At 65.1% G+C, this 25,950-nt stretch carries 20 protein-coding genes and 2 pseudogenes; 12 read left to right on the top strand and 10 right to left on the bottom strand.

Going from position 1 to position 25,950, the window contains the following annotated elements:
• Positions 1-293 precede the first annotated feature (293 nt).
• From MU856_RS18775 to MU856_RS15510, 8 genes and pseudogenes are all read left to right on the top strand, one after another.
• Positions 294-518 (top strand): annotated as a pseudogene (locus MU856_RS18775) (transcriptional regulator domain-containing protein); the annotation flags it as partial.
• Positions 519-543: 25 nt separating this feature from the next.
• A complete protein-coding gene (locus MU856_RS15540; RefSeq protein ID WP_263587864.1) occupies positions 544-1,125 on the top strand; it encodes a DUF2285 domain-containing protein in 582 nt (193 codons plus the stop codon).
• A gap of 102 nt (positions 1,126-1,227) precedes the next feature.
• Positions 1,228-1,470, top strand: a complete 243-nt coding sequence (locus MU856_RS15535) for a helix-turn-helix transcriptional regulator (protein ID WP_062901505.1) — start codon at positions 1,228-1,230, stop codon at positions 1,468-1,470.
• 65 nt (positions 1,471-1,535) lie between these two features.
• A complete protein-coding gene (locus tag MU856_RS15530; protein WP_263587863.1) occupies positions 1,536-2,195 on the top strand; it encodes a S26 family signal peptidase in 660 nt (219 codons plus the stop codon).
• Positions 2,192-2,926, top strand: a complete 735-nt coding sequence (locus tag MU856_RS15525) for a lytic transglycosylase domain-containing protein (protein ID WP_263587862.1) — start codon at positions 2,192-2,194, stop codon at positions 2,924-2,926. Before MU856_RS15530 ends, MU856_RS15525 begins: the two co-directional genes overlap by 4 nt.
• A 237-nt stretch (positions 2,927-3,163) precedes the next feature.
• A pseudogene (locus tag MU856_RS15520) lies at positions 3,164-3,376 on the top strand (TrbG/VirB9 family P-type conjugative transfer protein); the annotation flags it as partial.
• Positions 3,373-4,548: a TrbI/VirB10 family protein gene (locus tag MU856_RS15515; RefSeq protein ID WP_062901519.1), complete on the top strand. Its 1,176-nt coding sequence runs from the start codon at positions 3,373-3,375 to the stop codon at positions 4,546-4,548. The pseudogene MU856_RS15520 and the gene MU856_RS15515, both read left to right, overlap by 4 nt.
• Positions 4,549-4,683: 135 nt before the next feature.
• The gene (locus MU856_RS15510) at positions 4,684-5,310 is read left to right on the top strand and encodes a response regulator (protein WP_263587861.1); all 627 of its coding nucleotides are present in this window, start codon (positions 4,684-4,686) and stop codon (positions 5,308-5,310) included.
• Here MU856_RS15510 and MU856_RS15505 read toward each other — a convergent pair.
• Complete coding sequence (locus MU856_RS15505) at positions 5,296-7,551, bottom strand: sensor histidine kinase (protein ID WP_263587860.1); 2,256 nt, start codon at positions 7,549-7,551, stop codon at positions 5,296-5,298. The genes MU856_RS15510 and MU856_RS15505 overlap by 15 nt on opposite strands.
• Positions 7,552-7,850: 299 nt before the next feature.
• Here MU856_RS15505 and MU856_RS15500 point away from each other — a divergent pair, with 299 nt between their 5' ends.
• Entirely contained in the window at positions 7,851-13,511 is a 5,661-nt protein-coding gene (locus MU856_RS15500; RefSeq protein ID WP_263587859.1) for an autotransporter domain-containing protein, read from the top strand.
• A gap of 665 nt (positions 13,512-14,176) precedes the next feature.
• On the opposite strand, the gene MU856_RS15495 is transcribed toward MU856_RS15500, so the two are convergent.
• The 7 genes from MU856_RS15495 to MU856_RS15465 all read right to left on the bottom strand — a co-directional run bounded on the left by MU856_RS15495 (position 14,177) and on the right by MU856_RS15465 (position 21,105).
• Entirely contained in the window at positions 14,177-14,557 is a 381-nt protein-coding gene (locus MU856_RS15495) for a hypothetical protein (protein WP_263587858.1), read from the bottom strand.
• Positions 14,558-14,591: 34 nt separating this feature from the next.
• Positions 14,592-15,005 (bottom strand): hypothetical protein, encoded by a 414-nt coding sequence (locus MU856_RS15490; protein WP_062901525.1) that lies wholly within the window; start codon positions 15,003-15,005, stop codon positions 14,592-14,594.
• Between the two features lie 138 nt (positions 15,006-15,143).
• Positions 15,144-16,052, bottom strand: coding sequence for a hypothetical protein (locus MU856_RS15485; protein ID WP_062901526.1), 909 nt, complete (start codon positions 16,050-16,052; stop codon positions 15,144-15,146).
• 9 nt (positions 16,053-16,061) lie between these two features.
• Complete coding sequence (locus MU856_RS15480; RefSeq protein ID WP_263587857.1) at positions 16,062-18,635, bottom strand: hypothetical protein; 2,574 nt, start codon at positions 18,633-18,635, stop codon at positions 16,062-16,064.
• A 77-nt stretch (positions 18,636-18,712) separates the two neighbouring features.
• A complete protein-coding gene (locus MU856_RS15475) occupies positions 18,713-19,516 on the bottom strand; it encodes a molecular chaperone (RefSeq protein WP_062901528.1) in 804 nt (267 codons plus the stop codon).
• Between the two features lie 100 nt (positions 19,517-19,616).
• Positions 19,617-20,372: a hypothetical protein gene (locus MU856_RS15470; RefSeq protein WP_062901529.1), complete on the bottom strand. Its 756-nt coding sequence runs from the start codon at positions 20,370-20,372 to the stop codon at positions 19,617-19,619.
• Positions 20,373-20,517: 145 nt separating this feature from the next.
• Positions 20,518-21,105: a hypothetical protein gene (locus MU856_RS15465; protein ID WP_263587856.1), complete on the bottom strand. Its 588-nt coding sequence runs from the start codon at positions 21,103-21,105 to the stop codon at positions 20,518-20,520.
• A gap of 586 nt (positions 21,106-21,691) precedes the next feature.
• Here MU856_RS15465 and MU856_RS15460 point away from each other — a divergent pair.
• Positions 21,692-22,396 carry a helix-turn-helix domain-containing protein gene (locus tag MU856_RS15460; RefSeq protein WP_186401580.1) on the top strand — a complete coding sequence of 235 codons (705 nt, stop codon included), beginning with the start codon at positions 21,692-21,694 and terminating at the stop codon, positions 22,394-22,396.
• A gap of 22 nt (positions 22,397-22,418) precedes the next feature.
• Here MU856_RS15460 and MU856_RS15455 read toward each other — a convergent pair whose 3' ends face one another.
• Positions 22,419-22,595 (bottom strand): hypothetical protein, encoded by a 177-nt coding sequence (locus tag MU856_RS15455; protein WP_186401581.1) that lies wholly within the window; start codon positions 22,593-22,595, stop codon positions 22,419-22,421.
• 79 nt (positions 22,596-22,674) lie between these two features.
• Positions 22,675-23,289, bottom strand: coding sequence for a TetR/AcrR family transcriptional regulator (locus MU856_RS15450; RefSeq protein ID WP_062901532.1), 615 nt, complete (start codon positions 23,287-23,289; stop codon positions 22,675-22,677).
• A gap of 89 nt (positions 23,290-23,378) precedes the next feature.
• Between MU856_RS15450 and MU856_RS15445 the strand changes: the two genes are divergently transcribed.
• Together MU856_RS15445 and MU856_RS15440 are read left to right on the top strand one after the other, a co-directional pair.
• Positions 23,379-24,809 carry an efflux transporter outer membrane subunit gene (locus MU856_RS15445; RefSeq protein ID WP_062901533.1) on the top strand — a complete coding sequence of 477 codons (1,431 nt, stop codon included), beginning with the start codon at positions 23,379-23,381 and terminating at the stop codon, positions 24,807-24,809.
• Positions 24,806-25,948: an efflux RND transporter periplasmic adaptor subunit gene (locus tag MU856_RS15440; protein WP_263587855.1), complete on the top strand. Its 1,143-nt coding sequence runs from the start codon at positions 24,806-24,808 to the stop codon at positions 25,946-25,948. Before MU856_RS15445 ends, MU856_RS15440 begins: the two co-directional genes overlap by 4 nt.
• The last annotated feature ends 2 nt before the right edge of the window (positions 25,949-25,950 follow it).

The raw sequence follows: 25,950 nt of genomic DNA, 5'->3' as shown, positions 1-25,950 counted from the left end.
GGGGCAGGGAGCATCGACAACCCAACCCCGGGCAGCTTGGCGCAATCGCCTTGCCGTACCGCGCCCGTTTGCGGCAGGCCGCAGCGCGATTGGTAGGTCACGCCCGGCGAGGCACTCTATGAAAGCGACGGAAGTCGCCCGCGGTGCGACGGAGCCGTCTTTTGGGGCTCTGAGTTAAAGTCGGCAGTCGCGCGGCGGATTGAACGCCCTGGCGAGGCGCGGCGACTGAGCCGCTCTCACGCCCGGCCTGGCCGGGCGGGATACCCACTAATGGGCATATATATGCCCCTGGCATGGAATTGGCCTTTGCCGCTCCAGCCCCGAATCTGCTGGCTTGCGGGGAGGCGGTCATGGCAGCGGCGAAAGAGGAAACGCATCGGCGACCGCGCCTCGACTTTCCCGGCTATGCCCAGGAATTTCTTCGTCGCAGCCCGGATTATTGCAGTCAGTACGCCCGCCTGATCGCGCAGCGCGACGCGCGGCCCGGGTCGCAGGAGGTGATGGCCCGGCGATGGGGACTCAGCTTTCCCGCTCGACCCCCGCGTGCCGGCCGTCGACGCGCCGGCCTTCTGGGACGCGGCGCTCTGCCCCTATGTCGTCATCCTCGATGCGGCGTCTCCCGGCATCCCGGCCACGCCGCGCTTCGATCCGGCCTGCTGGCCGCAACCTGCGCACCGGTATAGCGGGCCCGAGGGGACGCACCTGGTCCTTGGCGGCGGTGCATCATTTTACCGGGTCTGGCTGCGCGGCGCTCGGCGGGATGGGCCGCTCGCCGCTATCGTCCCCTTCGATGCGATGACCGCGACGCGCCTCGCCGCTCTTAGCGATTTCGACCGGTGGCGGCGCGGCGCATCCGCGCCTGCCGCGGTCCCGCGTCCGACCGCTTACCAGGCGCAGCGGCTCGACCTTCTCCTCTCGATCCTCGACCTGCGGCAGGCCGCCAGGGCCACGAGCCACGCCATCGCCAGTCGGCTCGTTTACCCTCGGCTGGCTACCGGCCGCGGCGCGGTATGGAAGGCATCGCCCGAGCGCCGACGCACCCAGCGCCTGATCCGCGAGGCTGAGGCGCTCGCAGCCGGCGGCTACCGCGCTCTGCTTTCGGGCCGTGCGGTGCGACAAAAATAGCCGCAGAATTCAGCCGCTCCCCCCAGCCTCATGCTTCACGCCATGAGCCGACACCGCCCGCCGGCCAGCGCTCTTCGATCCGGCGTCTGAAAGGAGCTTACCATGGCAACCCGCCACCCGCCGCGCTTTCTCACGACCCCCGAAGCCGCAAAACGCGTCGGCCTTTCGAATCGCACGATGGAGAAGCACCGCTGCTACGGAACCGGACCGGTCTTCCGCAAGGTTGGGGGGCGTGTGCTCTATGTGATCGAAGAACTCGACGCCTGGGTCGACCTTGGCCGCCGCACATCGACCTTCGATCCCGGCATCAGCACGGTATATCCCGCGCGGAAGCGATCGCGCTGATGTGCGGGCCTCCTTCTTTTCCATGTTCGATCCTGCTGTCGGACCGGAGGCGCGCGAACCGCGCGATGCTTGGCTCGAGCGCCGCGGCGGCGACGCTGTTCGGCGCGCTCTTTACCGCCATTTGCTGGCTGGAACCGGCGCCGCGTCTCCTCTGGAATGCAAGCGCCAGCGCGGCGGTAGGCCTCTACTGGATCCATGTCGGCGCAGCGCCCGGAACCGGCGACCTTGTCGCGATCGTGCCGCCGCCCGAGCTTGCGAGCTTCCTCGGCGCGCGCGGATATCTGCCGCCCGATGTGCCGCTTCTCAAGCGCGTCGCCGGACGCCCCGGCGCGCTCGTCTGCCGATCGGGCACCTTCGTGACGATCGACGGGGTGGGCGTCGCCCGCGCGCTGGCGCGCGACCGGGCGAACCGGCCGCTTCCCATCTGGACCGGATGCCGCACCGTCGCGCATGGCGAGATATTCCTGATCAACGCAGCGCGCGACAGTCTCGACAGCCGCTATTTCGGGCCGATCCCCGTCTCCGGGCTGATCGGCACGGCGCAGCCGCTCGTCACCCGCGGTACATCGATCGACCCGCGCGCCGGCGCTCCTCGCGACTCCATCCCGCCCATCTTCCAATTTGGGGAAGCAATATCGAGCAGCTTCGAGCCATTCGGCCGCCGGCGCGACGCGAGCAAGGCCGCCGCGCGTTCCTTGCTTGCGCGCGGCGCCGCCGATCGATGACCGGCTCCACGCATCTTCGCGGCATCATTCTTGCGCGCGCCTTGGGCCGCGCCGCTCACGCGGGTGCCGCCGCAGCCGCGCTTGCCGCGCCAGTGCCGAGCATCGCGGCGGCAGCCGAAACGCCGCTGCCTGTGCATCCTTACGCGGCCTCGGTGTCCGATGCGGCGCGGCGCTTCGGCATCCCCGAGGAATGGATCTGGCGCGTCATGCATGCCGAAAGCCGCGGCAACCCGCGCGCCGTCTCGCGAGCGGGCGCGAGGGGCCTGATGCAGATCATGCCCGCGACATGGGCGATGCTGACGCAAAGGCATCGTCTCGGGCCCGACCCCTTCGACGCCCGCGCCAATATCCACGCCGGCACGGCTTATCTGCGCGCGATGTGGGATCGCTATCACGACCTTCGGTTGATGCTCGCCGCCTATAATGCGGGTCCCGGGCGCGTCGACGCCTATGTCGCCGGGCGCCGGCAATTGCCCGCCGAAACCCTCGCCTATGTCGCAGCGATTGCGCCCGACCTCGAAGCCGGCTCGCCCGGTCGCCGCGCCGAAGCTCAGCTCCCCCCAGCGCCCGGTTGGCGCGGCGCCGATATTTTCGCTGTCCTCTCGAGGGGCTTGGAGAATGACCCCGGCGCTGCATCGTCGCCCGGTTCGGACGCGCCGGGGGACGATGGCCGCGCGCCTGGCGCCGGTCCCGATCGGCTTTTCCCGCTGCGGTCACGAAAGGCTCGGTGATGGCTGATCGCGCAATCCACTCGCATTCGCGCGCGTCAATTCACCCGGTATTGGCGCGGCGCTCCTGCCGCCCTGGCGCTGCCCGGCGCAGCGCGCAGGGCGGCAAGACCGACGAAGCCATAGCCGCCGAGATCTACGGGGCCGATGACCGGCAACGGGCGGCAGCAAGGGAGCGGTCATGAGCGAGCCCTATGACCGCCGGCTCCATGCCGAGACGCTACGCCGTCATCTTCGCTTCAGCCATTCGTCGAGTTCGGCGAGAGCATTGCGGCGGGTGACATGCCGCCGCTCTTCATCCTGGACGAAAAGGATCAGGCGGAGCTCGTCAACTACCGGGTCGAAGGCCGCTATATCGTCGTCGATCGCCTGTTCGAGCGCGCCGAGCTGCGGCTCGGCGCTGGGCGGGCCGCTAAATCCGTTCGCATCAAGCGCGGACGGAGCGCGTCATGACCGGCAGCCAGCGGCAGATCCCGGCGGCGGACTTGCCAGATCCAGACCCCGCTGCCGCCGAACCCTTTCGGCTTGCCGCCGACCCGCCGCGCGTCATGCGCCTGTCGCGAAAGGCGCTGGTGATCGCGGGCGGCGCGGCGGGCGTCGCGATTGGCGGCGCGCTTCTCTACGCGCTTAGGCCGACCGCACATGAGACGCCGGAAAATCTTTACGATGCGGCGGCCAGCAGCCGCTCCGAGACCGTAACCGGGGCGCCGAAGGATTATACTGTCATGCCGAAGCTCGGGCCTCATCTGTCCGGCGATCTCGGGCGGCCGATCATATCGGCGCAGCGCGATGGAAAGTCGCTACCCGAGCCGGCGACCGGACCGGTAGAGCCGCCTCCCGATGCAGGTCAGCAGGCGCTTCAGCGGGCACAGCAAGAACGAGAGACGGCGCGGTCGAGTCGTCTTTTCGGCGCTGCGACGGGGACTTCGGCTCCCGTGCGTGGATCGACGGGGCGCGCGGAACCGGACGTTCCATCCATGGCGTCCGCGGGAAGAACCGGGTTCCTTGCGCCGCGCGCGGAACATGCCGAAAGTGCTGAGCGGATCCGCACCCCGGCTTCGCCTTATATATTGCAGGCGGGCAGCATCATTCCGGCCGCATTGATCACCGGCATCCATTCGGATCTGCCGGGTCAGATCACCGCGCAGGTTACCCAGAACATCTTCGATAGCCCGACGGGACGCCATCTGCTCATCCCGCAGGGGGCGAGGCTAATCGGCACCTATGACACCGAGGTCGCGCCCGGCCAGAGCCGGGTCCTTCTCGCATGGGATCGGCTGATCCTTCCGGGCGGGCGCTCGATCATGCTCGATCGCCAGCCGGGCGCCGACGCGGCCGGGATGTCGGGGCTCGCCGATCGAACCGACCATCATTGGGGCAGGATGCTGCGCGCCGCCTTCGTTTCGACCTTGCTGGGGGCTGGTGCCGAACTTGGATCGGGCCGAGATGATGAACTGGTCCGGGCGGTCCGCGAGGGCGCACAGGACAGCTTCGGCCAGACCGGGCGCAGGCTCGTCGAGCGCGAGCTCGCAATCGCGCCGACCATCCGGATACGGCCGGGCTTTGGCTTCCGCGTGATCGTGACCCGCGATCTTATGTTCGAGCCAATGGAGGAGGGTCGATGAGGCGGCTGCGGCTCGGCTCCGTCGCCGCGGAAAGGCCGTTGAGGCTTTCGGATCTGCAGTCGGCCCGATCCAAAATTAATTTGAGTGTGAAAAATCGCCTGTTTCGGGCATCGACGATGCGATCGAGGCTTCGGAATGGGCGGGATGGCTGGCGAACAAAAGATTCTGATCGTTGACGATCACCAGATCACGCAGGCCGGCTTGCGGATGCTATTTCAGGCCTATCCCGAATATATCGTCGTGGGTGCCCTCGATCGCGGCGCTACGGTGGCGGCCTTCGTCCAGTCGCAGCCAGTCGATCTGGTCATCCTGGACCTCAACATACCCGATGTGAAAGGCATCAACATCCTTGCTGAGATCGTCGGTTCGCGCGACATGACGGTGATCATCCTGACGGGCGAAAATGCTTATGGCGAGGTAGAATATGCGCTGAAACTCGGCGCTCGGGCCGTGGTGAGCAAAGCGGATCCGGCCGAAGAAGTCATCGCTGCTTGCGAGGCGGCGCTCGCAGGCGAGCTCTATATTTCTCCGCACATGCGGGACGCGCTCGGTCGCTATCGCCAGCCCCCCGTCACCCTTTCTTCGCGGCAAATGGCGATTCTTCATTACCTGGCCCAGGGCGAGAGCAACAAGGAAATTGCCTACCGACTGTCAATCGCGCAGCCGACTGTCTCTTTTCACATCGCCGAACTCCGGCGCAAGCTCGAGGTGGCCAACAACCGCAAGATCGTCGAACGCGCGCAGGAGCTAAACATTCTCTGATCTCGCTGCAAAAACGGGGTGGCCAAGCAACTCGCGGCAAATTGGCTTGATGATCATCAAGCCGACCTGATTTCTCAGCCGGCTGCGCGTGACCGTTGTGTCGTCATAGCTCAAGGCGATTATCTGCCGCTTCGCGACGGTCGAGCCGGCCAGCCCGGTTTCGAACGCCGCGCGCTGATCAAAGTCGAGAAGTTGCCAGTCTGGAAGGCCGGCCTGGATGGTCTCTGCGTCGCACGGCGTCACCTCCGGCCAAGCGCAGGGCAGAAGAATTCGGATAAGGGTTCCGCTCGAATCCGAAGACAGGATTTCCAGCGAACCCGACAGACGTTCGATGAGCCGCTTGGCGGACCGAAATCCCGAGCCGGTGCCGCCCACATCTGCATGCCCGCGCAGCCGCCCCGTGTCGTCGCCGTTCAGCGCGTGCATGATCGCCGGGGGCATGCCCCGGCCGCTGTCGCGGATATGGATTGCCGCGCCGCTCGCCTCCGTACCGATAGTCAGGCTGGCGCCACCGCGCTCGGTATAATGATAGCAATTGCTGAGCAGGTTCGCCAGCGCGCGCATCAGCAAAGGCTTGTCGGACACCAGTGTCACCTCTCCTTCGACTTGAACGGTCAGTGTCAGCTTTTTGCCCGCGAAGGGGGTGCGGAACATCATGGCCAGCGGCTCGACGAGCGCCTGCGCCCGAAAGCTTGACAGCGCGAGGAAGTCGGTGTCGTCCCCGACGATATTGGCGCCCGAGATCGTCGTCGAGACGATTTCGTTCAGATAGTCGGCAGAGCTTTGCAGCATGGCCGTCAATTCGCCATGCGCATTCGCGCCATCGCCGCGCTTCAGCACGCCGATCGCGCTGTTGAGCGCGAGGATTACCTGGCGGCTGTCATGCCCCGAGGCGTGCAAAAGAGCGTTCTGGCTGTTGACCGTCTCAAGCGCGAAGGCTTTTTCCTTGGCCAGTCGCGCCGCTTGCTCGCTAATCGCCAGGCGTTCTTCCATCGAGCGAGCATAGTTGGAGTTAGCCTCTAGCTTGTCGCCTTGAATCTTCTTGAGATTGAGCCCGAGAGCTAGTGTTACCATCAGCGATTCGAAGAGCCCCACGGGGCCCGAAAGATGCCAGTTGATCGGTAGCCACGAGAAAATCCCCATCGAAGCCACGGCGGCATAGATGATGAAAGCGGCAAGGCTGCCCCAGCCGACAAACAGCGGCCAGAGCTGACGCCCCAGTTGCTTCATGGCGGCGAAGCCGATGAAGGGCAGGAACAACGCAACCGCGACCGCGACAAACCATCCGCCGATGTGGAGAGCGCTGCGCAGGCCCGGTGGATAGAGCCAAAGCCCGGGCTGGAGCAGCATGATCGCAAGCGCCGCGCCGATCAGGGTGCGAAGCACAAAATCGCGCTTCGGAAAGCGCTGCCGGGTGCCGACGAAGCTGCGGCCGAACTGAGCCATGGCGGCAGCGAAGCCGCATTTGAAGATCTCCTCGATGGCGACCCCGAGGAGCGGGGTGTCGGCGAGGAAGAAGATGGTGAAATAGCCCTCCGAATGGACGGTGTTGAGGGCGAAAAAGGCCTGCGCGATCGCGAGCCAGATGAATTCGCGGTGACCGGTGATCGAGAAGAAGAGAAAATTGAGCAGGATCAGCACGACAACCGCTATCACGACGCCCGACACCATTGCGATATTTTCGCGTCTCGCCTTGAAGAAGCTGCCGTAGGTTTCGATCCTCAGCGGCATGTAGGTCGAGTTTTCGGACAGAAAGTCGATGACGAGGATTTTCTCCTGGCCCGGATCGAGCACCAATTCGCTGCTGAACGCCTGATAGGTTCGCAGGTTGCGGCTCGCTGAAGCGGCGTCGGCACCATCGACAGTCAGATCGAAGCGTCCGTCCTGAACCTCGTAGAGCCGAAAATATTTGAGCGAACCGCGCCCGGTCGTGAATATCCATGCCGCACTCTTGTCCCCGGCATTACGCACGCGAAGAAGGGCCGTAGTCTTGGTTCCCGGCGGGCCGAAATGGGTCGCCTGTCCGCGGATCGGCACGAGTGGCGAGCCGAGCAGACGGTCAAGGCCGATTGCCGCCGGATCGCCGAGATTCCTGGCATAGCGGACATAAGGGGTGAGCGATGGCGCGTCCTTTCCCGCCTGCAAATCGAGAAGCGGGAGCTCGGCTGCGCGCGCTTCGGTAAACCCGAAAGCGGCAAGCAGCGCGAGCAGGTGGAGGATGGCGCGAAATCGGTGTGGCATGATTAACGTTCGTCGCCATCTGCTAAGCCAAAGTCAAATTTCATTGAAATCAATGTGGTGGCGTGTCGCCGCGGTTTTCCGCGCCTGGCAAGACGAACGTCCCTCACGAGACCCGCGACCCTAAAAAACATTGGGTAGACGCTCGCTCCCGCGGTCCCCTAGCTGGCCTCGTAAAGGTCGAAGGCGAGGCGTCATTCGGCCATGCGGGGCGCATGAACATGGTGGAGGGTTATACACGGTGACGCTGCGCGTCCGCCGGCACCCCTTCGCGCACTATGGTGAACCAAGGGGAATTCCAGATGATATCGAATAATTCAAAATCGCGCCTGCTCGCGACGAGCGCGATCGCCGGACTTTCGATCCTGCAACTGGGCGCTGCCGCCCATGCGCAGGAACAGACCCCCGCTTTCGGCGTACATGTGGACCAACCCGGGACGGTCGAGATCAATGTCGGCGAGGACGAGGAAATCGTTGGTGACGATATCGGTATCTACGCGGATAATGGCACAGTCATCGTCGACAATGCGGGGACGATCCGCGGCAACGGCTTTTCGCCTGCGGGGCTGGACAGCCGGCCAGCCGGTGGCATCGTCATCGCGCAGCCGGGGGCGTCGATCACCAACGGCGGGACGATCAGCGGTGCGGCAAACGGGATCGCCACGTCCTATTTCTTCAGCGAGGATGAAAATGGCGACAATCTGCCGCCGGCGGCGCTCGCCGCCGACACGGTCGTCGTCAACAGCGGTCTGATTAGCGGGGAAGGCGGAGCGGGCGTGTCGCTCGTCGGCGGCGGCAGCGTCACCAACGATGGCACCATCCGCGGCGCCAATGGCGCGCCGGGCAGCGGGATCAACGGCATCGGCGTCGCGATCGCCGAATTTCCCGACCGGATCGCCGAGGGGGTTGCGGGCGTCGGATCGATCGTCAACAACAGCGACGGCGTGATCGAGGGGCAGACGTTCGGGGTGGTCCTGTCGGGCGGCGGAACGATCGAAAACAGCGGCATCATCCGCACCACGGGGCAGTTTAATCCGGCCATTCCGGGTGCCCAGACGCCGATCGCCATCGTGATGGGAGCGACGCCGGCCCAGGAAGGCCGCAGCGCGACGTTGACCAACACGGGTCTGGTGCAGGGTTTCCTTGGCATCGTCGCGACGGGGTCGCTCGAAACCGTAACGATCGAAAACAGCGGCACCATCAACGGACAGGTACTGGGTATCCTGGGCTCATCGGCCGGGGCGCTTGTCATCGACAATACCGAGGACGGCCAGATTCTGGCCGGGGGCAATGCGGTTACGGCCGGAACCAGTACGCTGACCCTCACCAACGTCGGGCTGATCCAGAGCCAGAGCCAGATCGGCGTCAACATCCAGAGCGCCGATGCCGTCATCAACAACAGCGGCACGATCAGCGGCAAGACCTTTGGAATTACGACGAACGCGCTTCAGACCGCGCCGGGCGTGTCGGTGCATGATGCCGTCAATACCGCGGTAACCAACAGCGGGCTTATCCGCGGCGAGACCGACGATGGTGTCCGCCTGATCGGTGGCGGCAGCGTCACCAACAGCGGCACGATCGAAGGCGTCGCCAGCACGCCCTCGACGCTCGCCGACGGCGTGTCGATGTTCAGTTTTGCCGGGCAGGATCTGTCGGGGGTCACGGCCATCGGTACGATCGCGAATAGCGAGGACGGCACGATCCGGGGCGATCGCTTCGGCGCGATCATTTCGGGCGGGGGCGTCGTCGAGAATGAAGGGCTGATCAACGGCAATACGGGCGGCCTCTATATTCAGACTAATACCGTGGAGGAAACGGGCAAAACCGCGTCGGTGACGAACAGCGGGACGATTTCGGGTGGCAATGCCATCACCTTCGGCGGCAACCTCGAATCGTCCGAACTCGTTAACAGCGGCAGTCTCGTGGGGACGACGGGTTATGCTGTCGCCAACGGCTCGTACGGCCGCCTCTCGATAGTCAATTCCGAAGACGGAGTGATCGAGGGTGCAACGATCGGCGTCCACGACGACGAAGGAGGCATTGATCTGGTCAACGCGGGTACGATCCGCGGCAATGGCAATTACGACGGCTTCGACGCGTCGCCCCATGCCGGCGTCACCCTCGCGGGGGCTCCATCGACGATCGACAACAGCGGCACCATCTCGGGCGCCGGCGCCGGTATCACCACGGCCTATTATTTCAACCCCGAAACCGGACAGCTTGAGGGTCGCGCGATCGATACCGAGATCGTCAACAGCGGCACGATCGCAGGCGAGAGCAACGACGGCGTCCGCCTGATCGGCGGCGGCAGCGTGACCAATTCGGGCACGATCAGCGGCGCCGGCCGCGTCGACGCCGACGGCGTCTCGATGTATGGCTATGCCGACCAGGCGAACGAGGATTATGCGGCTAGCGTGACCAATCAGGACGGCGGCTCGATCGCCGGGCAGCGCTTCGGCATCATCCTGTCGGGCGGCGGTTCGGTCGATAACGCGGGCGAGATCGTCGGCGTCGTCGGCGGCATGTTCATCCAGGGGACCGCACTCAACAGCGCGCCGGGCGAGGATCGCAGCGGGCTGACGGCCAGCGTCGTCAACAGCGGGCTGATCCACGGCACGGGAGACCTGGGCGGCAGCGGCGGCGACGGCTATGGCGTGGGCTTTGGCAGCGACATGTCGAGCGCCACGCTCGAAAACAGCGGCACGATCCTCAGCGACTTCGGTGCCGCGGTTTCGCAAGGATCGCGTGCCGACGCCATCGTTACCAATCTGGAAGGCGGAACGATCGAGGGCGCGACGTCGGGCATCTATTCCAATGCGACCGGGACGCTCGCGGTGGACAATGCCGGGACGATCCGCGGCAACGGCAGCTACGACGGCTTCGCCGCCGCGCCCGACGCCGGGATCACGATCACGACCGCAGCGTCGAGCGTGAAGAACAGCGGCACCATCTCGGGCGCGGGCGCAGGGATCACCACCGCCTATCAATTCGATGACGATATTGGCGATCTGGTCGGCATCGCGATCGGAACCACGGTCGAGAACAGCGGCACGATCAGCGGCGAATCGAACGATGGCGTCCGTCTGATCGGCGGCGGCACCGTAACCAACAGCGGCACCATTACCGGTGCGGGGGCTTCCTTTGCCGATGGCGTGTCGATGTACGCCTATGACGGACAGGATGGCGAGAGCTTTGCGGCCAATGTCGTCAACAGCGCGAGCGGAACGATCGGTGGCGACCGGTTCGGTATCATCCTGTCGGGCGGCGGCACCGTCGACAATGCGGGCACGATCACCGGCACCACCGGCGGCGTCCTCATTCAGAGCGACCTTGCCGATACGCCCGGCCTGCTCGGCAATTTCATCAACAGCGGGACGATCACCAGCACCGATGGCGCGCCGATCATTGCCCATGTCCAGTCGAACGTCACCAATGCGGGCACGCTGAGCGGCGGAAATGGCGTCGCAATCCAGCTCGATGCGTATGACGATGTGGTGACGCTGAACACCGGGAGCGCCGTCGATGGCCTGATCGATGCCGGGGCGGGCGAAGACAATCTGGTGCTCGATGGCGACATCCTTGAACTGACCGAGGCGCAGCAACTGACTGCGGTATCGGGTTTTGAAGCGCTGACGGTCGCCGCGGGCTATTGGTCGACCAGCGGCATGGTCGGCGAATTCGGCAACGTCGTGATCGATGAAGGCGCTGCGTTGCAGGTCAATGAAGTGGTTGGCGAAGACGGCGCGGAATCGCCCATCCTTACCCCGGCGGTGACGACCAACGGCTTGCTCGTGCTCAACTTCGGCGACGATGAGACCGTCTCGAACCTTGACGAACTGACGATCAGCGGCAGCGGCAAGCTGCAGTTGATCGGCGATGCGGTCTTTACCGTCGATACCGATACGGTGGCGCACACCGGCGGGACGATCGTGTCGAACGGCGGCCTTGTCCTCACCGGCCTGCTTCAGGGCGATGTGAAGACCGAGGGCGACGGCTTTTTCGAACTCGGCGCGGGCGGCACCGAAGGCAGCTTCGCCGGCGACATCGTCAACGACGGGCGTTTCGTTTTCAACCGTTCGGACGACTACGACTTCCTCGGCGCCTTTTCGGGTAGCGGTACGCTCGACAAGCTGGGTGATGGCACGCTGACCTTCATGGGTGACTATGGCTTCCAGGGCGTGACCAACATCTTCGGAGGCGCGGTGCGGATCGGCGGGACGATCGACCCCGGTACCGACTTCAATCTGGGTGAAGGCGGGTCGCTCGACATCACCGGAAAGGACCAGACGATCGGCGGCCTTGCTGGCGAGAGCGGCGCCCAAGTCGTACTCGGCGACAATCAACTGACCGTCGATCAGGACGACAACAGCGAATTTGCCGGCACCATTTCGGGAAGCGGCGGCTTCGTCAAATCGGGCGACGGCACGCTCAACCTGTCGGGCGACAGCGATTATACCGGCCCGACGACCGTCGATGGCGGCAAGCTTGCCGTCAACGGTTCGATCGTCTCCGACGTCACCGTCAATGCGGGCGGCGCGCTGGGCGGCAACGGCAGCGTCGGCACGACGACGATCAATGGCGACGGCAAGTTGACGCCGGGCAATTCGATCGGGCGCCTTACCGTCAACGGCGATCTCAATTTCGCAGCCGGTTCGGTCTATGAGGTGGAGGTCAATGCCGCGGGTGCGGGTGACCGCGTCGATGCGACGGGCCTCGTCACCATCGACAGCGATGCGAGCGTGGCCGTGCTTGCAGAGGACGGCGACTATAACGGCCGCACCGACTATGTGATCCTGACGGGTGCGGGCGGGATCGACGGCACCTTCGGTTCGGTGACCAGCGACCTGGCCTTCCTCGATCCGCTGCTGCGTTACGGCGCCAATTCGGTGACGCTGTCGCTCTATCGAAACGACGTCGATTTCGCCGACGTGGCGATCGGCTTCAACCAGGCCAGCGTTGCCGCGGCGGTCCAGTCGCGCGGCATCGACGATCCGCTGTTCGAAGCGGTGGTCAACCAGAATGCCGCCGGCGCGCAGGCCGCCTTTGGTGATCTCTCAGGTGAAATTCTTGCCAGCACGCTCAGCGGGCTGACCGACGATAGCCGGCACCTGCGCAATGCGTTGTACAGCATGTCGGGTCCGGCCGAGGCCGGCCTCTTCCTCTGGGGTTCGGCCTTCGGCGGCTGGGGCGATTTCGATGCCAAGGGTGGACGCTTTGGCATGGATACCGACCACAAGGGCTTCGTTACCGGCTTCGGCTATGGCGGCAACGGCTTCGCGGCGGCAATCTCAGCAGGGATCGGCGACAGCGATTTCCGTCTCGGCGGCCGCAACGACCATGCACAGGCGGACAGCAAATATCTGGCCGCGCATGTCAGCTATGGCACGGGTGAGGGCGCTCGCGCCGCCGCCGGCCTTGCCTATGGTTGGCACGATATCGACACCAGTCGTTCGATCAGCGTCGCGACGCTGGCGCAGACGCTGACGTCGAAGCGCGATGCGGACACGATGCAGATCTTCGGCGAACTTGGTTATGACGTGCGGATGGGCAACCTTGCACTGACGCCCTTCTTCCGTCTCGCCCATGTCCGCACCAAGAGCGACGCCTTTGCCGAAGCCGGCGGCAATGCCGCGCTTTCGATCGCGGCGGCGAAGCAGGAAACGACCTTCGTCAGCCTGGGCGGCCGCGCACGGTTCAACATCGGTGAGGGCTTCCAGCCCTATGTGTCGGCCGCGTGGAACCGGGCTTCGGGCGACCGCGGTGCGCCGGTGGCCGCGGCCTTCACCACCGGGGGCGGCAGCTTCGCCCTGATCGGCACGCCGATCCCGAAGAATTCGGCCGAGATCGAAGCGGGCTTCGATTACAGCGCGGGCAATTTCCGGATCGGCGCCGCCTATAGCGGCACGCTGGCCGGCGATCGCAACACCCATGGCGCACGCGTGACCGCGCGGATCGCCTTCTGATCATTCTACCCCGATCAAAGGCAACATGCAGCTGGGGCCGGAGCAGGGTCAAAATGCTCCGGCCCCGATTGACAATAGACGATATTCGAAGCTCGTCGCGACCCCGAGCGGAGAATGGGTTCACGGCAGTGATTGTCGGGAATCCGAAAGGGCTCGCCCTCGGGCGAGCCCTTTCTTTGTTGAAAGGAGCTGGGTCTGGTGCCGCCTAGCGCGAAACAGCATGTCGCCGGCGAGCCGTTACGCTGGACAAATCCTACCGGCGGATCCGGTCGCCATGACGGCGAAGCGGTTTCTGTGCAGCGCTCAAAGCCGCCTGGCCGCAAATCTCCAACTCGAGCCGAATAGCAGCGGGACGGCAACGCTCCCGATTTCGGTCGTTCAGCTGCTCCATCAATGATGCCAGAACCCGCCGTTGGCTCGCTAGAACCGGGCAATATGATGACTGGAACCAGCTTGGCCATTGGTGGTCGAAACCTGCGCTAAAGGCCCGGTTTCACGCTGGCATTGCCATAACCTCATGCCTTCAGGCAAAAATATCGTGTCGCCAGGGAACCGGGCGGCGGACATCGGGGTATTCCCGGCGAGCTTCAAAACGATAAGGGTTTGAGTGCTTTCCACCGGGCCGCGCTCTCGCGCGGTCCGGACTATCTTCGGCAATTCTTGCGTTAAAGTTGGCGTCGTCCGACGTCCGCATCGACCGGCGCGAGCGGTTTTATATTCGCATCGCAGAAGGCTCCGAGATCGTCGGTGCGGCGGCTTGTGATGGTCATTCCCTGATCGACCCGGCGTAGGCGATATCCGTCCGAACAGAGGTAGCTTGTCCTGCATTTGGCTTTGCGAGACCCGCTTTTCACGAGCGGCCGCCCGGATACCGAAAGGCAGTGGTCGGCCGCCGGGATTGGTGGCTCGAATAGGACCGCGACTGTCTTATCTGGAGCGGGTTCGATTACTGCCTCGATGCCGGCGAAGGCGTCGACGATCGCCTTCGCATGCGCCAAAGCCGATCGGTGAGGCTCGACGACAAAAGAAAAGGGGCCGGTTTGCACCGGCCCCCTTCGTATTTCCGTATCGCCGCCGCGATCAACTCGGGATGATCTGGAGGTCCAGATGGTCCGAATCGAAGCCGTTCTCGCCCGGAACCGCGGCGATCGGCCGTTCGCGGATTCGCGGGCCGGTTGCGCGGCTCAGCACTGCCTGGCCTGAACCGTTGAGCAGGATTTCGTCGCTGCCGGCGATGATGCGCGTCCCGACGAGAGTGCCCGGTGCATAGCTGACGATCAGCTCATAGCCCGTGGGCGCGTTGCAATATTCGCGGAACGAGCCGAGCGACACCGCGTCGCCCTCGATCGCGCCGAAGCCGGTCAGTTGATGATTGACGGTGCAATTGACCGCCACCGTCGCAAACAGGTTAAAGCCGTACGAGGCGGCCAGCGCCGTCGTCGGTACTGCCACGAGCGCGGCGCCCGCGAGAGCAATCGAAAGTTTCCGTTTCATTCGCCACCCTTTCCGCCCGAATTGGCCGACGTGTTGGATGGTGATTAGCCGCTCACATCTAATATTCAGTTAAGTGCCCACGCGAACAGGCGCCGGGAACCGGCGCTTTCTGCGCATGAAGATCGGAAATTTAAGTGCTTAGCGCGCGGTGACGGAGATCGAGATCACGTCGCTGTAGGTCCCGGCGCGGCGATCGCTGACATCGCCAATGATGAACTGGATCGGCAGCGAATCGCGGCGGTAGCCATTGCCGGTCGGCCCCGACAGGCGGCTGGTGCCGGCCAGATTCACCGCGGTTCCGCCCACCGCGATCGTATAGGGCACCGTCCAGTCGCTGGCGCCGAGGCGCAGCTTGCCCGAATTGGCCGATGTCACCTGCAGATCATATTGGCCGGTGCTGCTGACGCGCAGCTGCAGCGGCACGGGCGCCACCCCGGTACGCAGATCGCCCAGGTCGACGACGGCGTGGCCGTCGCTCATCGAATAGGCGCCCGACAGGCCCATGCGCGCCGACGGCAGCACCTCGAGGCCGAGAACGACCTGCGTCCCGCCGAGCGACCGGAAGCTGCGGTCCTGCGCCTCGATGCTGACGTCCTGGGTGAAGGTGCCCGAATCGCGGACGTCTTCGGGATTGGCGACGAGCTTGTAGAGAAGCGTCTTCGATTCATTGGGGGCCAGCACCAGCTCGCGCTGCGAAGGCGTGCGCAGCGAGCGGCCGGCGCGCGGCGTCACATCCTGCGAATCGGTGAGGTTGACGAGCGCATAGCCGATGCGCTTGCCCGTCCCCTTCGACAGGCCGAACGGCGGCTGCGACAGGTCGAACAGCGGCGCAAAGCGGCATTCGGACCCGCCGTCATTGATATAGGTGACGCTGAACGTCCCTTCGGGCAGCGAGCCGCCATAGGGATCGTAGCCGGAGATCATCCAGCTCGTCGGCGCGGCGTTCATCCGCACCATGCAATCGGTCGGACGCGCCGAATTGGCCGACTGGGCAAAGGCGGGAGCGGCCATCAGCGTGGCGGCGAGCAAAAGCGATGCGCGAAGCATGGAAGCCTCCTATTTGAACGAGCCCGACTTCACGGTACCGAGATTGACGAGACCGGTCGTATCGGCCGGAACGGTAAATTCGAATGCCCTGTCGACCGTGCCGTTGGGGCCATAGGTTTCGACAAGATAGCGGCGGCCGGGCAGCAGGTTCGATACCGCAAAGCGCCCGACCGAGTTGGTGAAGAAGGGCGTCGGCTGCGGATTGTCGCCTTCCTTGACGTCGAGCAGCGTGACGCGCCCGCCGACCAGCGACACCGGCTTTTCGGGGGTGAGCATCAGCGTGCCGATCGCGCTCGCAAAGGCGTCGGTGCCGATGCGCGCAGCATAGCCGCTTTTGTAAGGCGGATGGACGCGGAACACGCCCGGGCCGGTGTCATATCCCGGCGGCGGGTCCTGGACGTCATACTGCACCGACTGGGTGGTGTAGGAGCCGAGGAAATTATGCACCGCCGCACCGAGCGAACCGCTCCGCGCGATATAGTCGTTCTGCGCGAGCGACTGGCCGACGACCACGTCGCGCTTGCCCAGATTTTCATGCACCTTGAGCAGCATGAAGCTGTCGTTGATGCGGCGCCCGATGCCGAACATGCCGTCGGCATAGGCCAGCGTCGTGCCGACGCGCAGCGTCGTCACATTGACGTTGGCGAAGTTCGAAATGTTCGGGCCGAAGGCGGCGTGGCTGATCGCGGCGTCGAAGCGGTTGGCCGTATAGGTCGCATAGCCGGCGGCCTGCGCGGAATTGTCCTGGCGCGTCAGGACGCCGCCGAAGCCGACGCTATTGAGCTGGTTGAGGCCGCTCTGGTTGTAGGAAAGCTCGGCCAGATTGTCGCGGCTTTCGTAGCGCGCTTCCGCGCGGCGGCGATAATCGGGCTGGAAGACCAGGCCGGCGACGACACTGAAGCCATTGTTGCGCGAAAAGGAGGCCGGATATTTCGCATATTCAACGCCTGCGCGGAACGTCCATTCGCGATCGAATCGGTAATAGCCAGTGGTGCCGATGCGATAGCTGTCGCCCAATGTGCCGCGCCCCTTGATGTAGGATGCGGTTGAGGTCGTCAGGAATTTCTGGCTGAACTGGTGCGTATATTGCGCCGACGCGGTCACCGAAGTCGTGTTGATGCCAAGGAGGTTGCCGAGCGTTGCGAAATGCGGCGACGTGTAATCGACGCGCAGCGTCATGCTGTCGGACAAACCGCCGCGATCGAAGAAATGTTCGTAGCTGACGCCCGCGGCAAAGCCGGTGCCGACATCCTTCGAATGGCTGCCCGCCGCATCGAGCAGCAGGCGGCCACCGTTGCCGAGCACGAACTGCGTCTGGCCGGTCAGCGTCTGGACATCCTTGCTCGCCTGCAGGCCGACGCCGATGGCGGGGGCGTTGACGAACGCTTTGCGGAAAAAGCCGGTAAAGGCGACCGGACCCTTATAATCGGGGGCATAGCCGAAGTTTCTGCTCGTCGGCCCCAGGAAGGCGCCATATTCATAATCGCCCGGGTCGAGGTCGATCGGGTCGAGATATTGCTGATACGACAGATCCTGGACCGCGCCCGTATTATCGGTGACCTGGATCTGGATGTCGTTGCTGCCCGCGACGAGCGGCAGCGAGCTGAAGTCATAGCGGCCCGGCTGCAAGCGCAATTCGCGATAGAGCGAGCCGTTGCGCAGGAAGCGGACGGTCGATTCGCGCTGCAGGATCAGTTGGCGGTTGGCCTGGAGAATCGCCGAGCGAAAGGCGTTGAAGCGCCGCTGCTGACGCAGCACGCCGACGCCGCCCATCTGGACATAGGCCTGTTGCCCGCGAATTTCGGGGTCGAGATCGCCGATGAACCAGCGGCGATAATCCTCGGGCTGGTCATAGACGAGGCGCGCATAGTTGCGGTGGAATTTATAGCTGTCGCCCCCCGACAGGCTGATCTGCTGGCCGATCTGCGCATCGCCTTCGAAGACGAAGTCACCGACGCGCATCGCACCGTCGAAATTGATCGTCGGCGGATCGGTGTTGTTGCTGCCTTCCCAGAGGTAGGACTGGATGAGGTTGAGGTTGAGATAGGCCGAAAATCCCGCCGGTTGCAGCGAGATATCGTCCATATCCTCCTTGGGCGGCGCGAAGAGGTCAACCGTCGATCGCTGATCTGCCGATACCTGAACGACCACCACCGCGAGCGTGCTGGGGTCATAAGTCAGCGCGACGCCGGTTTCGGCAAGGTCGTCGGGGCCGAATTGCGTCTTGCCCGCCAGATGCGCGGCCAGCTTGGCGTGCGCCTCGTCATTGAGGATGGGTTTCAGCAGCTTGAGAAAGGTTTCAGTGTCGAGCTGGAAGCGGTCGTCTGCGGTCAGCCGCATCGGAATGTCGCCGAGGCTGCGGCTGAGAAAGGTCAGCGGCACCGTCATTTCGATGTCGCGGTCGTAGGGATTGATGTCGGGCCGGCCGTAGGGGCCCATCGGCACCTGCGGCATTCCGAGATCGGGCTCGGTCGGCGTCGGGGCAGGCGTCGGCGTGCCGGGCAGCGGGATGCTGGTCGGCGGCGGGCTCGGCGCTGGTGCCGGCGCAGGCGTCGGTTGAGCTGTCCCCGGCCGCTGGGGCAAGGGAATAGAAACCTGCGCGGCGGCGGTGCTGGCCCAAAGGGCCGGCAAAGCGACCGAGCAGACGGCCGCCCGCAGCCTCATTTCGCGAAGGTCAGCTTGATCGGGCCGGGGCCGAAGCCCGGGACCGGCAGGTTGAAGGTGCGCTCACCCTGCGCCGGGACATAGCCGGTGCCGACGACGCGCGCCAATTCTTCGGGCGATACATCGACGCGCAGGAATTTGCCTTCGCGGTCGGTGCCCTCGAGGTGCCAAGAAAAATTTGCCATCATTGCATGGCGGCGGCCGTCGTTGCGCAGCGTTACCGCGACCCCGTCCTGCAGCGGCGGTTGTTCGGTCGCGCCGGGCAGCGCGGGCGGCTGGTAATTGACCTGGTGCGCCGATGCTGCCTTGACGTCAGGCTTGGCACCCGGCGGGGCGACAACGACGAGTGCGCGCATCGTATAGAGCACCTGCACCTGCGCAGAGGCAGCGTCCTTGCTCCCGGGCTCGAACGGCACGGGAAGCTGTTCGACGGAGACATAATAAGCCTGCGACGTCGGAATTTCGGGGTCGCCTACCCATTGCAGGCGGATCACCTGGCGTCCGCCGGGGGGCAGCGCGCCCTGCGGCGGGAAGACAAGGAATTTGTCGTCGGCCGGCGTTTCGGTAATCTTGCCGTCCTTGTCGATTTCCATGCGAAAGACGCGCGTCTGGAAAGCGAGCTTGCCGGCGTTGATATTCTGGACTTCGACACGGGCGACGGTGTTGCTGCCGTTCGATTCCATTTCGACGACCATCGGCGAAACGCGCATGGCGTATGCCGCGGGGACAAGAATGAACAGCGCGGCAATCGCCGCCAGCAGCGCCTTCGACTGGCGCTTCAGCACGGACAAGATAGCCATGATTCCCCTTCCCCCCTGCATTTCCCGGAATAATTGCATTAATTCATGAAGAAAGGGGAAAGATTGCTCTTCCCCCTTTCCCTGTGGTTACGCCACGAGCTTAGAGCGCGCTGAGGACCAGCGTGGTCGAACCCGCGTAGTTGCCGGCGACCAGACCCTTGTTCGTGATCGCCGGGGCGTTGAAGTTGATCGTCATGTTCGAACGCCACGCACCCTGCTGGATGGTGTTGCCGAGCTGCGACGTCGAAACGGCGAGCGACTGGCCCGTGCCGCTGGTGACGGTGTTCACCGGAACGCCGGTCCAGGCAGCCGTGACGCTGTACGGAATGTTCGCCTGGAATTCGTCGGTGTCATAGCCGCCGGCAGCGCTGTTCACGAGACCGTTGACGTTGTTCTTCGTGATCGAAACTTCGTTGTTGAAGTTGCAACCAGCGGTCAGCGTTTCGATGTTGGCGAACGCCGGGCCGACCATTTCGAAAGCCGAGTTGACGTTTTCGTTGTTGCCGGTGCGGACACCGATCACGCCGAAGTCGATGTTCGTCGCGCTGGCGTTGTTGCCGGCATAGAACGAGCAGTCCTTGTTCACCGAACCCGTGAGGTTGAACGTCGTGGTGACGGTCGGGGTCGCGCTTTCGCTGTCGCTCGGCGCATCGGCGACGGCGGTGTAGCGGGTGCCAACGCCAAGAGCGAGGCCGACTTCGAGACCGAAGGTCGCAAACGGGCCGGGGTTCGTCGAGGTGTACGGAATGCCCGCAACGACGCCAGCATAGTGACGCTGATTGGTCTGCGCAGCGGCCGGCGAAGCGATGCCGACAAGAGCGATGGCGGCAACGGCGCCGGTAAGAATCTTTTTCATAACCTTCTTCCCTCATTTTTGAACCGCGCCCCCGTCGCGGGGAGGCGGCTGTTCATATGCACCGGCTGGTCGGAGAACCCAGGGGGTCGGTGCCACCCCAAGGGCCTGATCCGTCCGCGAAGTCGCCCCTCGCGAAGGAATTTCGTCAGGTCGGAGAAACGGTGATCGTGATCGTCTCCGAATATTCGCCTGCCAGCAGCATCCCGGCCTCACCCGTAGGCTGACCCAGTTCGACCGCCAGCGTCATGCCGTCGGTGGCGATGCCGCCGTTGCTGGAAATCACGCCGCCGGCCTGAAGCTGGGCGCTGCTGAAACTTTTGCTGATCGTCTGCGACGACGGGAACCGCACCGGCATCTGCACCGCCAGATTATAAGGCAGCTTGCCGCCATAGGGGCCCTGGCCGTTCGGCATGGTGGAGTGCGTCAGTGCGCCGCTGGCGCCCTTGATCGTCATCGTAAAGGGGACGTTGCAGTCAAAGGCTACGCGCGTCTGGATGCCCAGCCCGCGGCGTTCGATATTGCCGAAGTCCATGTCACCGATGCTGCCGATGCCGCAATGTTCGCGAATCGACCCGCTGACCGCGATGTCGATCGACCGGGCGTTCTCGATTTCGCCCGCGAGGGCGGGCGAAGCGAATGCAAACGCAGCAAGCGCGATAAGCAGCGGACGCATGGCTCTCCCCTCAAAAAACCTAGAACGGCTTTCGACCGGCTCAGTGGCGGTCTCGGGCACTGGATGCCCGGGGAAGTCGCGACCCGACTAACCCCCCTTTCCGTTAAGAGGGATTTAATACGATGGTTCAGTTAGATGTGAACCCTCAAAATTGCATCTTGGCAAGATTCGACACTGCCGATGCCATTGGAAGGATTGATAATTACCGGATTCGCGGGGGTTTCGAGGGTTAATCCGAAAATCGGCTCCGCGGATCACCTTTGCGGCCGTCCTGATATGAAACAGCGGCGGTTAACTTCTTAACGGAAAAGTGAACGACATTTGACGCCGTATCGGCGCTCTTCTGCGCCGCGGCGGGGCAAGCGTGCGGTGAGTCGCGGCAACAAAGCGCGGCTTTCGGGCGTTTCTGTCGGTCGCCATTCCGGTTTGCGGGGTGCAAGAACAGCAAGAACAGAAAGTCGCCATGTCCAGCCTGCCCCGGCGTGCATCCGCGCCCCGAAGTCCCGCGGGACCGTCCGCCGGCTCCTTCGCCTGCGTCCCCGGCTCGCCCCAGCTGCCGCACGAATCGGATGAGACGAGCGTGCGCATTAACCCCTCGCTTACCCTGCGCTGCGACAAGCAGCCGCCTATGGTCATTCACGGAACGATGGTTGAGCCCCCCGCGGGCGAAGGGCAGCAACGGGCGGATCGCCTGCGTCTCAATCTTGCGGTGGCGGGCGCGGTGGCGCCCGGTCAGGGCACGGAGGTTATCGTCCACAATCTGTCTGTCAGCGGCGTGCTGATCGAAACCGCCGCCGATCTTACGATGGGACAGGATATAACGATCGCCTTGCCCGAGGCCGGCGACGTCGTCGCCGCGGTCGTTTGGCAGAGCGAGCGGCTCTATGGCTGCCGCTTTCGCCAGCCGCTGCCGCGCGCAGCGCTCAGCGCGGCGCGGCTGCGCAATCCGCTCCCCTCCGATTTCGATCCCGCCGACCGGGCTGAAGCCGATGCCGCTGCCGATGCTGAGGAGACGCTCGGCGCGCGGCTGCGGCGGCTGCGGCAGGCGCGCGGGCTGAGCCTCGCGGGGCTCGCCCAGGCGGCCGGTCTCAGCAAGCCGAGTATCTGGGCGTGGGAAAATGGCACCACCGCGCCGCGCCGCACGAGCCTGCTCGCGCTGGCGCGTGCGCTCGACGTTCCCGAGCAGCAGCTGAGCGGTGTCGCCGCGATGGTCGGCCTGCGCGCCTCGGCGCGTGCCGAGGCGGATGCCGAGAGCGACATGCTGAAAATGGAAATTGCCGCGGCACGCCGCCGCATCGCGCTCGCCGCGGGTGTCGATGCCGACAGCGTGCGGATCATGATCGAACTGTAACGCTGCCGCGGGCGGCTCAGGCTTACGCATCGGGTGCCCCGCCCTCTTCCTCGCGGCGCAACCGGCGCGCCAGCCGCTCGTTGCGGATCGCCGCCTCGCGCAGCCGCCGCGCCAGAAACGGGTCGTCGCTCGCGTCGGCCTTAAGCCGCGCGACCCGGGCGAGTTGCTCGTAATAAATGGCGTCGCGAATCGGTTCCACGCCGCCTCGTTAGCATGATCGCCGCCCGCGCCAGCAGCGACCGCCCTCGTAACTGTCGCCTTTTGGGACAGGGATGGATCTAGGCTGCCGTGTCGGGGCGCCAGCCGCGATAGAAGGTTTCGACCGCGGCCTCGACGTCGGCCTGCAGCCGCTCGACATCGTCGGGGTCGGTCATGCCTAGGATCGCGAACTGATAGAGTCCCGACTGGCAGAGGCCCGAAAAATGCTGGACGGCGCGCATCGGATCGCCGGGGCGCAGTTCGCCGCGCGCCATCTTCGCCGCCACCCAGTCGGCGGCGCGCGCCTTGCCCCTGCGCGGCCCGCGATCATAGAATGTCTTAGACAGGTGCGGAAAACGCTCGGCCTCGCCGACGACCAGGCGAAACAGCGACAGTAGGGGCGTCGCGGTCAATTTGGTCATCAGCACATTGCCGAACCGGCGCAGCACGTCGGGCACCGGCTCGTCGAGCGGCAGGTCGATGGCCAGCGCGTCGCCATAGCGTTCGACAATATCGTCGACCACGGCTTCGAACAAATCCTCCTTCGACGGAAAATAGGTCCACAGCGTGGTTTTCGAGCCGCCGACCTTGCTGGCGATTGAGGACATGGTGGTGCCGGCATAGCCATTGGCAAAGAAGAGTTCGCGCGCGGCATCGACGAACGCCTTGCGGCGCGCGGTCGCGGCGTCATCCATCACAACCGTACTGTCTGGTATCATTTCCGTTGACAAGCCATCCTCCGAAGTCCAATGGCGCATGATACCAGCTAGTATCGTTGGAAGCCATGCCCCGATCATTTTTCCTCTCCACCGTGGTTTTCGGCCTGTTGGCGGGCTGTGCGAGCGTCCCCGATCTTGGGCAGAAGCCCGCGCCGGTCGCCGCCGCGGCGCTCGATTCGCAGGCGACACTTGCCGATCAGGCGGGCGCCTGGCCGGTCGAGGGGTGGTGGCAGCGCTTCGGCGACCCGCAGCTCGATGCGCTGATCGATGAAGGACTGGCGGGATCGCCCGACATTGCGGCGGCGGCAGCGCGGGTCCGCGCCGCCGAGGCGCTGGCGCAGCAGGCGGGGGCGGCGTTGCTCCCGCGCGCCGGCATCCAGGGCAGCGCAGGAGGCGTCCAGCAGAGCAAGAATATGGGAATCCCGCCGGCTTTCGTGCCCGACGGTATTCAGGATACCGGCAGCATTGCCGCGACCTTCGGCTTCGATCTCGACCTCTGGGGCAAGAACCGCGCGGCGCTGGCGGCGGCCACGTCCGAAGCCGAAGCGGCGCGCGTCGATGCTGCGCAGGCGCGGCTGATGCTGACGACCGGGATTGCCACCGCCTACGCTGATCTGGCGGGCTATTATGCCGATCTCGACGTCGCGCAGGACGCGATCCGTATCCGCGGCGCGAGCGCCGACCTGTCGGTGAAGCGCACCGCCGCCGGGCTCGACAATCAGGCGACGCAGCGGCAGGCCGAAAGCCGCGCCGCCTCGGCGCGCGGCGATGTCGCCGCGATCGAGGAGGCGATCGCGCTCACCCGCAACCGCCTTGCCGCCCTGCTCGGCGCCGGACCCGATCGCGGCCGGAGCATCGCGCGTCCGGCGCTCGCCGCGCCGTCGCTCGCACTGCCGCCGCAGGCGGGGATCGACCTGGTCGGCCGCCGGCCCGACATCGTCGCGGCCCGGCTGCGGGCCGAGGCGGCGGCGAAGCGCATCGACGTCGCGCGTGCCGCCTTTTATCCGAACATCAACCTGTCGGCGCTCGTCGGGCTCCAGTCGCTCGGGCTGTCAAACCTGTTCAAGACCGGGTCCGAATATGGCAATGGCGGCGCCGCGATCAGCCTGCCGATCTTCGAGGGCGGGCGGCTGCAGGGCCAGTATCGCGGGGCGCGGGCCGATTATGACGGCGCCGTCGCCAACTACGACCGCACGCTCGTCGCCGCGCTGCGCGATGTCGCCGACATCGTCGCCAGCCGTGACGCCATAGCGCGCCAACTTGCCGACCGGCGCGACGCGCTGAAGGCCGCGGCCGACGCCGCCAACCTTGCCGGGATGCGCTACCGTGCCGGTCTTTCCAACCAGCTTGCGCAGCTCACCGCGGAGGACAGCCAGGTCGCGCTCGCGCGCGCGGTCGCCGACCTCGAAGCGCGCCGGCTTTCGCTCGACATTGCCCTGATCCGTGCCCTGGGCGGCGGATTTACGGCCGCATCGCCAACAGGAGACAAGCAATGACCGATACTCCCGCGGTCGACAGCGAAACCCCCGCCGCCGCCGAGGGGCGCCCGGCGACGCGCCGCAAGGCGCTGCGCATCCTTGCGCTCGTCGTGGTGACGATCGCGGCGCTGTGGGGCATCTGGTATTTCCTGACGCAGGCCGGGCGCGTGTCGACCGACAACGCCTATGTCGGCGCCGATTCGGCCGCGGTTACCGCGCTCGTCTCCGGCCCGGTCAAAGAGGTGCGCGTCAGCGGTACCCAGGCGGTGAAGAAGGGCGATATCCTCGTCATCCTCGACGATGCCGATCAGCGCATCGCGCTTGCCGATGCCGAAGCCGCGCTGCGGCAGGCGCGCCAGCGTTATGGCCAGGCGAGCGCCAATGCCGATGCCGCGCGAGCGCGCGTTTCGGCGCGCGGCGCCGATATCGCGCAGGCCCGCGCGCGGCTGCGCGACGCCGATGCGGCGGTGGCGAAAGCGCGTGCCGAACTCGCGCGCCGCGAAGGCCTTGCCGGAACGGGTGCGGTGTCGGGCGAAGAATTGACCGCGGCGCGCGCCGCCTTTGCATCCGCCAGCGCGGCGCGTGATCTTGCTGTGGCGGCGATCGCTTCGGCCGAAGCGACGCGCGGTTCGGCGAGCGGCGATCTTGGTGCCGCCGAAGCGGTGGTGCGCGGCACGACGATCGAGACCGCCCCCGATGTTGCCGCGGCGCAGGCGCGGCTCGAGAAGGCGCAACTCGATCTTGAGCGCACGATCATCCGCGCGCCTGTCGCCGGCATCGTCACCAATCGTCAGGTCCAGGTCGGCCAGCGGATCGCGGCCGGCGCACCGATCATGGTGATCGTTCCGATCGCCACCGCCTATGTCGACGCCAATTACAAGGAAAGCCAGTTCCGCAAGATCCGCATCGGCCAGCCGGTCGAGCTCACCTCTGACTATTATGGCGGCGATGTCGTCTATCACGGCAAGGTGATCGGGATTGCGGGCGGCACGGGCGCCGCCTTTTCGCTGATCCCCGCCCAGAATGCGACGGGCAATTGGGTGAAGGTGGTGCAGCGCCTGCCGGTGCGCATCGCGCTCGATCCCAAGGAATTGCAGGCCCATCCGCTTCGCGTCGGCCTGTCGATGGAAGCGACGATCGACACGCGCGGAAAGTGAGC

Origin of the sequence: Sphingopyxis sp. GC21, assembly GCF_025727575.1 — a bacterium.
In the GTDB taxonomy this organism is placed as follows: Bacteria; Pseudomonadota; Alphaproteobacteria; order Sphingomonadales; family Sphingomonadaceae; genus Sphingopyxis; species Sphingopyxis terrae_A.
Note: the sequence above shows the minus strand (reverse complement) of the source record. Positions and strands in the feature narration are given on the sequence as shown.